General features: G+C 48.5%; 18 protein-coding genes. 16 read left to right on the forward strand and 2 right to left on the reverse strand.

Annotated features, from left to right (window positions below):
* The 7 genes from ACMV5H_RS22635 to ACMV5H_RS22665 form a co-directional block, all read left to right on the forward strand.
* A partial coding sequence (locus ACMV5H_RS22635; RefSeq protein WP_414822533.1) for an IS3 family transposase occupies positions 1-112 on the forward strand: 112 nt, incomplete at its 5' end.
* On the forward strand, positions 96-434 hold the full coding sequence (locus ACMV5H_RS22640; protein ID WP_414822534.1) for a hypothetical protein: 339 nt from the start codon (positions 96-98) through the stop codon (positions 432-434). The genes ACMV5H_RS22635 and ACMV5H_RS22640, both read left to right, overlap by 17 nt.
* A gap of 160 nt (positions 435-594) precedes the next feature.
* Entirely contained in the window at positions 595-897 is a 303-nt protein-coding gene (locus ACMV5H_RS22645; RefSeq protein ID WP_414822504.1) for a type II toxin-antitoxin system HigB family toxin, read from the forward strand.
* Positions 898-900: 3 nt separating this feature from the next.
* The gene (locus ACMV5H_RS22650) at positions 901-1,260 is read left to right on the forward strand and encodes a helix-turn-helix domain-containing protein (protein ID WP_414822505.1); all 360 of its coding nucleotides are present in this window, start codon (positions 901-903) and stop codon (positions 1,258-1,260) included.
* Between the two features lie 714 nt (positions 1,261-1,974).
* Positions 1,975-2,292, forward strand: a complete 318-nt coding sequence (locus ACMV5H_RS22655; RefSeq protein WP_414822506.1) for a hypothetical protein — start codon at positions 1,975-1,977, stop codon at positions 2,290-2,292.
* 173 nt (positions 2,293-2,465) lie between these two features.
* Positions 2,466-2,726, forward strand: a complete 261-nt coding sequence (locus ACMV5H_RS22660; protein WP_414822507.1) for a hypothetical protein — start codon at positions 2,466-2,468, stop codon at positions 2,724-2,726.
* A 54-nt stretch (positions 2,727-2,780) separates the two neighbouring features.
* Positions 2,781-3,875 (forward strand): DUF3560 domain-containing protein, encoded by a 1,095-nt coding sequence (locus tag ACMV5H_RS22665; protein ID WP_414822508.1) that lies wholly within the window; start codon positions 2,781-2,783, stop codon positions 3,873-3,875.
* Between the two features lie 1,600 nt (positions 3,876-5,475).
* On the opposite strand, the gene ACMV5H_RS22670 is transcribed toward ACMV5H_RS22665, so the two are convergent.
* Positions 5,476-5,931, reverse strand: a complete 456-nt coding sequence (locus ACMV5H_RS22670; protein WP_414822509.1) for a transglycosylase SLT domain-containing protein — start codon at positions 5,929-5,931, stop codon at positions 5,476-5,478.
* 421 nt (positions 5,932-6,352) lie between these two features.
* Here ACMV5H_RS22670 and traM point away from each other — a divergent pair, with 421 nt between their 5' ends.
* On the forward strand, positions 6,353-6,748 hold the full coding sequence (gene traM, locus ACMV5H_RS22675; RefSeq protein ID WP_414822510.1) for a conjugal transfer relaxosome DNA-binding protein TraM: 396 nt from the start codon (positions 6,353-6,355) through the stop codon (positions 6,746-6,748).
* Positions 6,749-6,984: 236 nt separating this feature from the next.
* Here traM and ACMV5H_RS22680 read toward each other — a convergent pair whose 3' ends face one another.
* Positions 6,985-7,764 carry a helix-turn-helix domain-containing protein gene (locus ACMV5H_RS22680; protein WP_166735225.1) on the reverse strand — a complete coding sequence of 260 codons (780 nt, stop codon included), beginning with the start codon at positions 7,762-7,764 and terminating at the stop codon, positions 6,985-6,987.
* A gap of 295 nt (positions 7,765-8,059) precedes the next feature.
* Here ACMV5H_RS22680 and ACMV5H_RS22685 point away from each other — a divergent pair, with 295 nt between their 5' ends.
* From ACMV5H_RS22685 to traV, 8 genes are all read left to right on the forward strand, one after another.
* A complete protein-coding gene (locus ACMV5H_RS22685; RefSeq protein WP_414822535.1) occupies positions 8,060-8,218 on the forward strand; it encodes a TraY domain-containing protein in 159 nt (52 codons plus the stop codon).
* 208 nt (positions 8,219-8,426) lie between these two features.
* Positions 8,427-8,801 (forward strand): TraY domain-containing protein, encoded by a 375-nt coding sequence (locus tag ACMV5H_RS22690; RefSeq protein WP_414822511.1) that lies wholly within the window; start codon positions 8,427-8,429, stop codon positions 8,799-8,801.
* A gap of 64 nt (positions 8,802-8,865) precedes the next feature.
* A complete protein-coding gene (gene traA, locus ACMV5H_RS22695; protein ID WP_414822512.1) occupies positions 8,866-9,216 on the forward strand; it encodes a type IV conjugative transfer system pilin TraA in 351 nt (116 codons plus the stop codon).
* Between the two features lie 149 nt (positions 9,217-9,365).
* Positions 9,366-9,671 carry a type IV conjugative transfer system protein TraL gene (gene traL / locus ACMV5H_RS22700; RefSeq protein ID WP_414822513.1) on the forward strand — a complete coding sequence of 102 codons (306 nt, stop codon included), beginning with the start codon at positions 9,366-9,368 and terminating at the stop codon, positions 9,669-9,671.
* Positions 9,672-9,685: 14 nt separating this feature from the next.
* Complete coding sequence (traE, locus tag ACMV5H_RS22705; protein ID WP_065684419.1) at positions 9,686-10,252, forward strand: type IV conjugative transfer system protein TraE; 567 nt, start codon at positions 9,686-9,688, stop codon at positions 10,250-10,252.
* Positions 10,239-10,982, forward strand: coding sequence for a type-F conjugative transfer system secretin TraK (gene traK / locus ACMV5H_RS22710; protein WP_414822514.1), 744 nt, complete (start codon positions 10,239-10,241; stop codon positions 10,980-10,982). Before traE ends, traK begins: the two co-directional genes overlap by 14 nt.
* A complete protein-coding gene (gene traB, locus ACMV5H_RS22715; RefSeq protein ID WP_414822515.1) occupies positions 10,969-12,363 on the forward strand; it encodes an F-type conjugal transfer pilus assembly protein TraB in 1,395 nt (464 codons plus the stop codon). The genes traK and traB overlap by 14 nt, the downstream gene beginning before the upstream one ends.
* A gap of 21 nt (positions 12,364-12,384) precedes the next feature.
* The gene (traV, locus tag ACMV5H_RS22720; RefSeq protein ID WP_414822516.1) at positions 12,385-12,927 is read left to right on the forward strand and encodes a type IV conjugative transfer system lipoprotein TraV; all 543 of its coding nucleotides are present in this window, start codon (positions 12,385-12,387) and stop codon (positions 12,925-12,927) included.
* Positions 12,928-12,932 lie beyond the last annotated feature (5 nt).

A 12,932-nucleotide genomic window follows, 5' to 3' on the forward strand; every position in this document is an offset into this window, starting at 1 on the left:
AGTAGTACGGGAATATATTGAGATCTTCTACAACCGGCAGCGTCGTCATTCCCGGTTGGGTAATCTCTCACCGGCAGACTTCGAGAAGAACTATTATTGCATGGCTGCTTAATAAAAGAACAAATGACAGTGTCCGCTATTGCCAGTACACCTCATATTGGCAGAGCCGAGAAAAGGCGGCAGTGAAAACGCCCGCTGAAATTGACGTTCATCAGTTCCATGATGCGTTGGGCCAGATGTATCCGCAAAACTGGGCATGTAGCGAAAACGGCGAGTGTGAAACGTTCAATTCGGCTGAAATGTTTTGCGGCAACGTCACCGAAATTTACGCCCGGATTGGAGTGCGTTACTTCATGATGCGAGATCACAGCCACTTGAGCCACGGCGAGATCCTGACGCGCATTGACGCGGAGTTTAACGCTCGTCAGAAATAAAAAAGTAGGGTTTCCCCTGCCTTCTCTACTCGAGCCGGTTTACCCCTGAAAGTTGGACCGGCTTTTTCAGTTTTCAAGCGTGCCTATCTAGCCATGCAAAACAGTCCCAACGCGGGACTTATTGATTGATTAATCCCATTTTGGGACTATAATAAACAGTATGAAAATCATATCTGTTAAGACATTAAAAGACTTTTGGGATGAACATCCCGATGCCGAGCAGCCACTGAAAGCATGGGTGGATGAAGCCGTGAAAGCGAACTGGCGAACCCCGGCAGAAATTAAAGAGCAGTACCGCAGCGCCAGCATTCTGAAAAACAGGCGGGTGGTATTCAATATCAAAGGAAACGACTACAGGTTAATTGTCGCGATTGCATACCAGCGAGGATGGATGTTTGTGAAATTCATTGGTACACACCGCAAATATGATGCCATCGATGCAGAAACTGTAGAACTGGAGTAAAAAATGCAAATCAAACCGATCCGTAACGAAGATGACTATAACGCAGCCTTAAAGGCGGTTTCACCCCTCTTTGATAACGAGCCAGAGATAGACACGCCAGAAGGGGACTTCTTTGAAGTCATGTGCCTACTGATTGAAGAGTATGAAAAGAAGCACTATCCCATTGAGCCACCTCAACCCATCGAGGCGATAAAATTCCGCATGGAACAACAGGGGTTAACAGTCAAAGACTTGGAGCCGGCGATCGGTAGAGCAAATCGAGTGTATGAAGTGCTCAATGGTACACGTAAGCTAACTCTGCCGATGATCCGTAATCTGCATAAGCAATTCAAGATCCCGCTGGAAAGTCTGGTCGGGTTTTAAATGTCGGCAGTAGGCAGCGACCACGGGTATAAACCAAGTCATACCGCTGTTTGCTGCCAAGCTCGACCCCGTTACGGCGCCACGCAAGCAGGGCGGCTAAAAAGCAAAGAAGAGGACAGCGCCTGCGGCGCTGTTCTTCTCTCAGCCGCTCCAGGTACTTATCCATTTGCTCCTACTCTCCGGTTTCTTTCCTGGTTATCCCTCTTTCCTGATTGTCTTCTTCTGTTCTCGATGGTCATGCAGCTGGCTGACAAGATGCCAGGTCAACGGCTGTTTGGCCCCCTACGGCTCCCCAGCGTTGCTGGGTCGTCAACCCGACTGCGCTAGCCCGGCTAACGCCAGGCAAGCTCCGCCGAACCCCGCAAAGCGCGGGTTTCGGGCCTTCGGCTAGGGTCTGATGGCTGATGGCCAGGTCAAAAGCTGCAACTGGCCGATGGCCAGTGCGTTAACTGCCCTGCGGTGAAACTTGCAGGGCGCTAAGGACGTCCCACCGTACCGTCGTGCCGGGTGTGTTCATCCTGTTTACTACCTGGTGTGCTATCTCCCGGCCAGCTCTCTCGCGGATGGCTATTCGTAGCACCATTCCTGTTCATAAAACAAGGGTAAATGGCACGCCTGCGGCGCCCTTGTTTTCTGCCCAGGCCTGTTGCTCCTTCGCCATTTGCCGCGAAAGAACTCACCGAGAGATGTAACCACCAACAGGAGAAGACCAGGATGAACACACATAACGTCAAAACCGCCGCTCTCGAATCTTCCGAAAGATATGGGGAAGGGCAACATCCGTACACCATTAACATGGCTGAAGGTGAGAAAGGCACCGACTATGCAGACTTTGAATGCTACGCATTTGGTTCACTGAAAGAGTTGCAGAAATTCCGCAAATCATTTCCTGAGAAAATGAGGAATCAATGTTACTACCAGTTGAGTACCTGTGCGATATCGAACGGCAGATACAAAAATATCGATATCGTGAGCGCAGACCATTACAAACAATTCATCAAACAGGTCAAAGCGTCAGGAGTCAGCATCTAGCCAACGCACGAGTAGAGTAACGTTTTGTGACGTAGAACAGAGAATAGAACAGGAGGTGACAAGCCAAAAAAGTAACGTACAGAAATGAAAAAAGCAGGGTTTCCCCTGCCTTCTCTGCCGGTTTACCCCTGAAAAAGTTGACCGGCCTCAATAATCAACATGGAGATAAAGCCATGAATATTGAAGTCTCAATCATTGCACCATCTGCCTTGTATGTAAAGCAGTTGGCAGCACAAAACGAGCAACCAAAAAAACAGGTTCGCATTCTGCGCGGTGACATTGCTGCCAGTGATCTCAATCCGGAAATGCGCGATTTGGGTTTTCATATCGCACAGTGCCGCCACAAAGGCAAGTCCGTCAGAGTTCCCGCTATGCGTGGGAGTGATTGGGGACACGTTCTACGTGTTCTTGAGCTGACACGGGCGATCGCCTGATTTAACGCGCCGCCCCATGTGGGCGGCTTTTAAACCGGATTGAGGAAAAAACCAATGAACCAGAATGCAGAACAAATGACCGCTGATAATACGGTGATCGCCAATTGGACACAGCACCCTAACAGCAAGTTGATCACCGACAAGGGTTTTAAAGTCCGTCACAGCGAAGGCAGAGAAGTGTATAGCGACAGTATCGGGGGGGCGTATTACAGCATCGATGAAAAAGGACAACTGTCAGAAGATGGGATCGTCAATATCAGTCTAGGCCGCTTATCCCTCGACTTGCTCGATGTAACCGAACAGTTGCGCATTGACTGGGTGGCCACACAGCAACGTGGTGATAATGACGTGAACCGTTGGGAGGAACGCCAGGAAGAACGCCGCGATCGCTATTTGGCCCGCGCAGAGAAAGCCAGGGAAGAAGGTAGCGTAGCACAACGGCGGGCTAACGATATGCTAGGGGTTATTCCATTTGGCCAGCCGATTTTAGTCGGACACCATAGCGAGCGCCGTCACAGAAATACGATTGAGAAAGCAGATCGTTTGTACCGTAAAGCTTTCGTAGAGTGTGGCGGTAAGGCAGATCACTATGAAAATAAAGCCGAAGGGGTAGGGCATGGGGGAGTTTCCAGCGATGATCCGGAAGCCGTGCGCAAGCTTCTTAAGCAACTGCAAAATCGCATCCAGAGCCAGGAACTGATGAAGGCATGCAATGTGGCGATCCGCAAAAACAAAACGCGTGAAAAACAGCTAGAGGCCGTGATGAAGCTCGGATGGTCAGAATCTGACGCCATGGAATTGGTGAAGGGTGATTTCTGTGGCCGTGTCGGTTTTGCTTCCTATTCTCTGCAAAATAACAATGCCCAGATCACGCGCCTAAAAGGTCGGATTGCAGAACTGGCACGGACCAAAGAGAAGGCAACAGATAGCCGGGAAGAGCATGATGGTTTTACCTTTGAGATCGACAGCGAAGAAAACCGCATCCTGTTCATTTTCGAGGGTAAGCCGGATGATGAGATACGCACGGTATTAAAATCGCATGCTTTCAAATGGAGTCCAACACGTGGCGCATGGGTGCTGAAAGTAACATCTAATGCGCTGGCCGATGCCGGTAGAGTGAAAGTGGCATTGCTGAAAATGGCGAAGTAACAAAATATGGGCGGGGCAACAGCTCCGCTATTTTAGACAGGTGGTGCCATCAGCCGCGTAAAAACCGTATAAAGCTACTGCTGCGGCTGCGCCGCCGCCGTAGCTTATACTCTTAATCTCTCGCGTTATAAGTTGTGCCTGGTACAGAGTTGGCCACTTGGTAATTATCCCCGTTTTCTTCCCGTTCATCCTGCTGCTTGTCTCTGCTATTCCATGCTGTTTGTTTCTGGCCAGAAATCAGGTCAACGGCTGTTTGGCCCCCTACGGCTCCCCAGCGTTGCTGGGTCGTCAACCCGACTGCGCTAGCCCGGCTATGCCTGGCAAGCTCCGCCGAACCCCGCAAAAGCGCGGGTTTCGGGCCTTCGGCTAGGGTCTGATGGCGAATGACCAGGTCAAGGGCTGCAGCTGGCCATGGCCAGCGCGTTCACTGCCGGCGAAAAGACTGCCGGCGCTAAGGACGTCACGCCGTACCGGATTACCGCTGACCCGTATAGAAAACCTGAAACATTGATCCCCCTAGACCGTGTTATTCAGCACGGTTTTCTTTTCCAGCACCTCTATTAGCCACCACAATGCTCAGCCTTAGAAGAAACCTTCGGGACGATCTGGAGAACTTTTAGCCAAAGATGTTAATAAAAATCGAGGATCATCGATGTTACCAGGGCAGGATTTTCTTGATGAGCGGGGTGATCACATGAGGGAATATTGGTAAAGCGTGATCTACATATCATTTTTACAAGCTGTAGTGTGTGTTCCAAGGGAACTAAAAAATCATTGTCGCCCCGAATGATGAGCTATTTACATTGTAAAACTTACACTTCTTCTTTCGGGTAACTAACAATACTTGTGTCCAACCACATCGCCTTTATAGACAACAGAAGTCGTTGAATCGAGGTGAAGGGGTAATCATATTGTAATAATTAACATCGTTTTGAAATCGGTCAGACAACATGGCAGGGTTTATTTACTGATATAATTCAATGGCCAGTTCGTGTTCATCAAGATACCATTGTTCGCCAATTAATACCGAATCTTCAGATTCTTTATCACTGGGCATGCGAGACTGTTAACCAATTCCAGACGGAATATTTCCAGTTTTATTGAGACTATTCCATCATCGTTATGAAAAATAATGTCGATGCGTTCCAGATTTGAAACCTGAAGAAAATGCAGGAAATCCTCACAAAAGACGCGATAGGATAATTCATGGAATAACGATGAAAGAACCTGATCACGGCTGCCCATGTTAATACAGAAAAATCCTGTGGGAAAGCAACTTAATATCCCATTTACGGATTTAATATTCCACCGTTAAGAAGCAAAGCGGGGTGGAAGTTTCTGTCGCTGGAGTTCTCATAAAGATATCAGCGTCATTAGATTTTAAATAACATCATTTTTAGTGAGTGAAACCATACGATATCAATACTTCATCGTTTTGAAAGTCAATCAAGCTTGCTGAATTGTATAGCAGTGAAAATTTAATTGATTGATTTGGCTTGGTACTATTTAAATAACATCGAATTGAAGTGATGAAGTCAATAGTGGATTAAATGAATCTATAGTACCAAAGCAGAATAACCCATAAAGAATGATATGAGTATCAATATTTCTTGCTGTCTTTAATTGCTCTGTAGGTGGCCTCGATTTTCTTTGCATAAGTGTAGCGTCGTTGAGCCTGTTTCTCTGACTCTTTAAATTCCGCGTTATATGCCCCTACAGCATGCCAGCCTATTCCCCACTTATTAAATGCGATGGCAAGAAAATACGCGCCAGTATAAATATTCATGCACGCATCAGACATGAGGGTTTCACGGGTGATACCCATCGCAGCAAGTTTAGGAATGTGCTGAGAGTTGATCTGCATTAGACTCATATCAATACTGCCATCTTTATTGGTTCCGATAGCTGACATGTTAAACCGAGATTCATTCCAGGCAATTGCGCGGAGTAAGTCCGGATCGATTTTGTAATCCCTTCCTGCCAAATCAAAACAATCCGATGCGTTTACCATACCTGAAAAAAACAGAGATACAGTCAAAGCGGCTATTTTCTTCATATACTTCCTCCGGTCGTATTTTGAAGTCATATTTTAATCTATACAAGTTCGTAGTTCAATATATATGCACTCTTCACCACAAAAATCACCACACCCCACGCAAAATTTACTTTTTGCTGATTTGGTTGTTGAAACAGTGGCTTATGAATTATTAATTCCGTTCGATTCCAATGTGGAAGTTTAAATATATCGCCAACGAATCTAAGCGACTCGTCTATGACTCTGTGAAAAGTCGTAGATGAATCGATTTTTATAAATCAAACTGTTAGTGCGAATTGACCCTAGAGTCGACCCCTGCTACGATTCGCTACATGATTTCCTGTATATCTAGATTCGACTTGCGATTCGATTTTTTGGCGATTCGTCATGTTTTTGATATTTCAGGGTCAAATAAAATCTTAATAATATAAGGAAAAGTGCCATGGCTAAGATCCAGGTGTACGCCAGTGATGATGTGGCAGACAAGATAATGGCAATCGTAGAAAAACGCCGTCAGGAAGGTGCTAAAGATAAAGATGTCAGTTTTTCGAGTATCACTACGATGCTCATTGAACTGGGGCTTAGGGTGTATGAAGCCCAGATGAAAAATAAAGAGACAGGATTCAATCAGGCTCTCTTTAATAAGACGATGCTAGAAAATATGCTGAAAGCGCAGATGGCGACAAGTAAGCTGTTAGGCATGGTGTCTCTCAGTCCACATTTAGAAGGGAACGAGAAGTTCATATTTAAAGATATGGTCACAACAATCCGCGAAGATGTAGACCAAATCGTATCAAATTTCTTCCCTAAAGATGAGGATGGTGAAGATGATGTTTGATTGATGTAATAAATTAAATAATGCGGTTCATTATCACTTAATCTGGGTTTCAGGCTCGGTGAGAATCACCTAATGTGGGTTGGAAACCGCCCTTGATTGCAGGTCGGGCGGTTTTCGATGCCAGGTCGTTACGGCTAAATATTATTAAAAACTACGTTAAATCACTCAAGGGTAGAATTCGTGTGAAATCAGTCGAGGGTGCAGATTTTTCATTTTTTATGATTATCCCTGTTGAGTCAATTAAAAAATAAAGTTGATAACAATAGTGATGATATAATGAGTGGTTTTGCTGGTTTCTCTATTAATTTCACGTCATAGTTTAAAATCATATCGCCGATATTTTTTTCATAATTATTTAGTTGCCCAGTTAAAATTATTATGTTGCTATAGGGAGCCGTTTTCTCTCTTAACTTTTTGACTACGCTTTCAGATGTTTCGCCAAAATCAAGCAACCAATCAAGGATATATGCTTCATAGTGATTATTGCTTAGAGCTTCAATGATTTCGTTTTTATTTTGATAAGTATCTGCTTCTATCCCATATCGGGCTGTAACTAGCTTAAGAAGTTCAAGAATATCCCGGTCGTTGTCTAATAATGCTACTTTTGGCGCGGGCAAGAAGTCTATTGAATTGACCTTATATATTTCTTCGTCAAGGGGGCTCTCGTTTTTTGTGCTGATTACAAAAAGACCGTCTTTTTTTACCGCATAGGTCTCATTTTCCTCGGTGTTAATCACTGGGCGATCATTAACCTCAATAATGCATCGCTTGTGGATGTTGTTCATAATAAAAACACAATTATGTACCCTTTGCCCTTCAAAAGGTTCATTGAAATATTTGAATATATTTCTTACCTCCTCGAGTGTTATGCCCCTCTTGCCATCTAGCTTTTGTTTGGCGCTGTTGTACTGCAGCCCCAGTATTGTTGCCATTGTCGACGCATGCTTTCTGTACCCGACACCTTTTTGGGTTAGCAGGTTACTGATTTTTTCTATGTAATTTATATTTTTTTTCATGCGCTTAAGACTCTTCCCGTTTCGTTTTTGAGCACTTTCTGAGCATAGATGCTCATACAAGCACTAGCATCAGGCATTACCTTACACCTGCATCATAGGTGAAATGGGAACCAATATGTGATTTATGAGTATGATTTATATGAAAATTCTCAAAACAGGCTCAATTAAACTAAAAAAAACACTCAAAAGATCTTCACTTGTTCGTTGGTTTATGTTTAATTACCACTCATGCCTTTAGTTTCAGTTCGGAATTACAACTATGACTGATGAAGAATGGAAAGCAGTACAGCTTGTGATGAGATTGAGTCCCAACGTTAATCGTCTGCTTACCGAGTCGGCTCTACGAACAGGACGCAGCAAAACGCAAGAGGCTTTACTCCGTTTAACTGATCATCTCAATAACTTCGAAGATATTGCGTCTGAGGGTAAAAGATTCTTAAGGAACGATGATTAATTTATTTTTCGTGGCTAACAATCATGGCCTTTTGCAGTACCAGGGAATCTATTTGATTTAACTTGAAGTAAATAAAAAGAAGAGTTTACTGAATATGTGGTAATTAAATTGTTACTTTTTCGTAAAGAATAGGGAGCCTGTGGGATAAACTTCCTGAGGTACTCCTGAGTTATGGTCACCCGGAGTAAAAAACAGAATGGAGGGTGTTGTGAGGAGATATAGCAGCGCTCCTGCTCTTGGGAAAACGGTAAGAGTAAAACTTGATACGGCAACGGAAGATTTATTAAGCGCTGCCATTCTACGTAGTGGGAGAAGTCGGGGGTTTGAGGTGTTCTTCCGAGTGCGAGATCACTTGAAGCGTTTTCCGATGTTCAGCGTTATGGAAAGCCCGGATTTTTCACGGGCGCACTATGCCACCGTCAGATTTGATGATGAAACGAACCTTAAACTCATCAATGCGAAAAATCGCAGTGGCTGGTGTAAATCCTATGAGGTACGGGAACGGCTTCACGATCATCTGAAGAAGTTTCCCGATTTTTACAATGCAGAAATGGTGGAGGTGATACCCAATAATTTCAACTGAGATAATGAAGTTTGTAATTTTAACCGCTTTTTAAATCTAACTGTTATGTTGAAGGAATAATGAAATGGCAGAAATCTCTGTGATGAATGCAGCACCGGCACCCGCTTCTAAAAAGAAATTCAGTAAAGTTGATCTTCTCAAAGCGCTGAAGTTCGGTCTTCCGATTGCGGCGGTGGCGACTGCCTTCCCAGAAACGGTGATGGCAGCTGGAGCCGGTAAAGACCTGATGGCAAGCGGCGACAGTACCGTTAAGGGCACCTTTGGGTCCGAATCAAGCATGGTTAAATGGGTCATCCTGGCCGAGGTGTTGGTCGGGGGGGTGATGTATATGACCACCAAGAACCTCAAGTTCCTTGCCGGCTTCGCCATTCTGTCGGTGTTTATCGCCATCGGTATGACTGTCGCCGGGTATTAATTCGGCGTTAGTGGAAGTAGAAAGCGTCCCTGATTATTAATTTTATTTAATTTCGAATGCGTTTACTTGCGTTCACGGGATTGCTTTGTCTGAATTCTGGTGGGCAGAGATTTCGCGGCTGCCCACCAGTTACCCGGAGGCCTATTTAAATGGCGGACGAGTCTTTCAAAAAATACCGATTCCCCGAAACGCTCACCAATCAGGGGCGCTGGTTTGGTCTGCCTGTGGACGAACTCATTCCGGCCATTATTTGCCTGGGATGGGGGATCTGGTCACATCACTACCTTTTTGGGATTGTCGCGTGCGTCCTGGCGTATCTGGCCATTAAAAAACTCAAAAAAGGGCGTGGCAGCACATGGCTGCGGGACCTGGTGTACTGGTATATGCCGACTTCCCTGTTGAGGGGCATTTTCCACGACGTACCGGACTCCTGCTATCGGCAGTGGATCAAATAGACAGGATTATTCAGATGGATCATGGAGCACGCCTCAGTACACAGCGCGTTATCGCCATCGGGTTTCTCTCACTGGGGACGCTATTGCTGTTGAGCCTCAGCACCAACGTCATTCAGGGGATTAATAACTATCGCCTGCAGAACGAACAAAAGGTGGCGGTTACGCCGATGCTCTACAACGCACCGTTCGCCGTATCACAGAATCAGGCCGATGCGTCGTACCTGCAACAAATGGCCCTCTCGCTCATTGCCTTGCGCGTCAACGTCACGCCGGAAACCGTAGATGCCTCACACGAACAATTGCTGATGTATGTCCGTCCGGCGTCCCAGAACGCGTTAAAAATCAAACTGGCAGAAGATGCAACGCGGATCAAGGACAACAACGTTAACTCGTCCTTCTACATGACCAGCGTGAAGGTGTATCCGGGCAGCAGCCGAGTTGACGTGCGCGGACAGTTAAAGACCTGGATTGGCGATTCCAAACCTTACCCCGAACTGAAGCAGTACGTCTTGCAGTTCGAACGCCAGGATGGGGTTAGCTGGCTGGTTCACTTCGGAGAAATTAGCGATGAACAAAAATAGCCGTATTACGCTGACCGCGTTACTGATGCTGCTTACCGGGCATACAGCTGCAGCACCGACGGCGGTGTCTGCTACCGTCGTGCCGCTGGCGAACGGGGGGCAAGCGAGTATTGCTGTCAGTAACACCGACCCCAATTTGTTTACCGTGGCCGGCGACCGCGTGACAGCACTGACCAGCCTCGACGGTGAACTGACCAGGCAGGAGCAGACCGCCAGCGGCGGCGTCATTGTCAGCACCCTCAACAAAAAACCATTCACCTTCATTCTGGAAACGGAACGCGGCCTGAATTTCTCCGTGCAGGCGGTGCCCCGTGCAGGTGTGGGCCGGACGATACGTCTGGTCAGTGAACTCTCTGGTACCGGTGACGCGGCGCGGAGCTGGGAAGAATCTTCCCCGTATGAAGCCATGTTGGTGTCGCTGAGTCAGCATCTGCTCGGCGGTAAACTGCCGTCCGGTTGGCAGAGTATTCCGGTGACGAACGAACAGCTGAGCGCCCCCGTGGGCCTGGTTGCCCGCGCTGACCGTGTCTGGGTGGGCAACCATTTGAAGGTGGTCAGCTATCGCGTCACCAACAGCACCGCCAGCGCCCGCAACCTGACAGAGAGTGACTTCTGGCAGCACGGCATCCGGGGTGTGTTGTTCGCCGAACCTGCACGCCAGATGATGGCGGGCGGTGCATTGCAGGTCTTCATCATCAGCGGCGGAGGGGCAGTGGATGGCCAGTATTAATGCAGTCGTAAAACGTAAGCAGTTTATCTGGCTGGGGATTGTGTTGGCCACCCTCGTCGTGGTCGGTGGCGGTGGCTGGTATTTGGCAGAGGCCCGTTACGAGGGAAGCGAAGCAGCGCCCGCGACGGACGAGCCGGCCCCGGACATGACTGGCGTGGTGGACAGCACCTTTGACCAAAAGGTACAGCAGCATGCGACGACCGAAATGCAGGCGACCGCCGCTGGCATGCAGAAACAGTACGACGCGATGCGTCGTGAGATGGAGTTGCTCAGTAAGGGGCAGGCGGACTATCAGCGCCAGATTGACAAACTCAACGGGGATAACGCGGCGTTGGCAGCGCAGGTAAGTGCGCTGGGGGCGAAACCAGTCACCAGTTCGGGCGAACCGGCACCGCAGCCGCCATCACCGCCACCGGGACCGGAAGGTGAGCCGCAGCCCGTGGGTTTCCCGCCGCAGGTCAGGGGGGCGGTACCCCCGCCGACGGCTTTCTATCCCGGTAATGGCGTGACGCCACCGCCGCAGGTGAGTTATCAGTCCATCCCGGTGCCAAATCAGGTGCGACGTAAAACGTTCAGCTATGGCGACGGGAACAAAGGCCCCTCGCTGCCGTATATCCCTTCTGGCAGTTTTGCCAAATCGATGCTGATTGAAGGGGCAGATGCCAATGCGTCCGTCACCGGGAATGAATCCACGGTGCCGATGCAGGTGCGCCTGATCGGGCGGGTTGAGATGCCCAACAGCAAAACCTACGACCTGACCGGCTGCTTTGTCGGCCTGGAAGCCTGGGGCGACGTTTCCAGTGAGCGGGCCATCGTTCGCACACGCAACATCAGTTGCCTGAAACACGGCGTCACCATCGACCAGCCGATTGCCGGGCATGTGAGCTTTATGGGCAAAAACGGCATCAAAGGCGAAGTGGTCATGCGCAACGGAAAAATCCTCGGTTGGGCCTGGGGCGCAGGCTTCGTGGATGGTATCGGACAGGGGGCGCAAACCGCCTCTCAACCGGCAGTGGGGCTGGGGGCAACTGCGTCGATAGGGGCTGCAGATGTCCTGAAAATGGGCATCGGCGGAGGTGCATCGAAAGCCGCTCAGACATTGGGTGACTATTACATCAAACGCGCAGAGCAGTATCACCCGGTAATCCCTATCGGGGCGGGTAATGAGGTCACTGTGGTCTTCCAGGACGGCTTCCAGCTAAAAACCATTGAAGAGCTGACGCAAGATGCTTCGCAGCCAAAAACAGAGGGTGAGGGCAGTAGCCCGGTGCCATCTCCATCCATGCCCAACAACATGAACGGCTTTAACACCGATCAGATGCTCCAGCAGTTGGGGAAAGTCAACCCGAACCAGTTTATGCCCGGCACCGGGGCACAGTAATCACGCACAGAGGAACCGTAAATGAACAAGATACCGCTACTCACGTTGATCCTGGGCAGCATCCTGACCTTGTCAGGCTGTGCTGGGACGTCCAGCGACTTTGAATGCAATGCCACCACATCAGATACCTGTATGACCATCGAACAGGCAAACGAAAAAGCAAAACGGTTGGAAGAGGGCAGCGGCGTAAAGCCGGATGTGGCCGCGTTGCCTCGACTGGCTGAAGGCAACTTCCGCACGGTCTCTGCGCAGCCACTGGCAACACCGACTGCACCGGTAACGACAATCGCCACGGCGTCCGTGAGCACGCCGCGTCAGAATGCGCCGTTTACCCGCAGTGTACCAGTAACAACGCCGCCCGCCGCGATCGTCAGTTATCAACCACGGTCAGTGTCGGTACCGACTCACGACATGATTGTCGACCCTCGACCATTGCGTGTGGGCGAAAAGACGGCAGGGCTTTGGATTGCGCCCTATATCGATACGCAAGACGTCTATCACCAGCCGACCCGGGTGTTTTTTGTTGTTAAACCGTCAGCGTGGGGACAACCGCGCGTTCAATGATGTAT

The organism is Serratia sp. N21D137 (assembly GCF_047530005.1).
Taxonomy (GTDB): Bacteria; Pseudomonadota; Gammaproteobacteria; order Enterobacterales; family Enterobacteriaceae; genus Chania; species Chania fonticola_B.

Coding starts and splice junctions, on each gene's coding strand:
- ACMV5H_RS22645 (WP_414822504.1), top strand. CDS start 595: ATGAAAATCATATCTGTTAAGACATTAAAAGACTTTTGGGATGAACAT.
- ACMV5H_RS22650 (WP_414822505.1), top strand. CDS start 901: ATGCAAATCAAACCGATCCGTAACGAAGATGACTATAACGCAGCCTTA.
- ACMV5H_RS22655 (WP_414822506.1), top strand. CDS start 1,975: ATGAACACACATAACGTCAAAACCGCCGCTCTCGAATCTTCCGAAAGA.
- ACMV5H_RS22660 (WP_414822507.1), top strand. CDS start 2,466: ATGAATATTGAAGTCTCAATCATTGCACCATCTGCCTTGTATGTAAAG.
- ACMV5H_RS22665 (WP_414822508.1), top strand. CDS start 2,781: ATGAACCAGAATGCAGAACAAATGACCGCTGATAATACGGTGATCGCC.
- ACMV5H_RS22670 (WP_414822509.1), bottom strand. CDS start 5,931: ATGAAGAAAATAGCCGCTTTGACTGTATCTCTGTTTTTTTCAGGTATG.
- traM (WP_414822510.1), top strand. CDS start 6,353: ATGGCTAAGATCCAGGTGTACGCCAGTGATGATGTGGCAGACAAGATA.
- ACMV5H_RS22680 (WP_166735225.1), bottom strand. CDS start 7,764: ATGAAAAAAAATATAAATTACATAGAAAAAATCAGTAACCTGCTAACC.
- ACMV5H_RS22685 (WP_414822535.1), top strand. CDS start 8,060: ATGAGATTGAGTCCCAACGTTAATCGTCTGCTTACCGAGTCGGCTCTA.
- traA (WP_414822512.1), top strand. CDS start 8,866: ATGGCAGAAATCTCTGTGATGAATGCAGCACCGGCACCCGCTTCTAAA.
- traL (WP_414822513.1), top strand. CDS start 9,366: ATGGCGGACGAGTCTTTCAAAAAATACCGATTCCCCGAAACGCTCACC.
- traE (WP_065684419.1), top strand. CDS start 9,686: ATGGATCATGGAGCACGCCTCAGTACACAGCGCGTTATCGCCATCGGG.
- traK (WP_414822514.1), top strand. CDS start 10,239: ATGAACAAAAATAGCCGTATTACGCTGACCGCGTTACTGATGCTGCTT.
- traB (WP_414822515.1), top strand. CDS start 10,969: ATGGCCAGTATTAATGCAGTCGTAAAACGTAAGCAGTTTATCTGGCTG.
- traV (WP_414822516.1), top strand. CDS start 12,385: ATGAACAAGATACCGCTACTCACGTTGATCCTGGGCAGCATCCTGACC.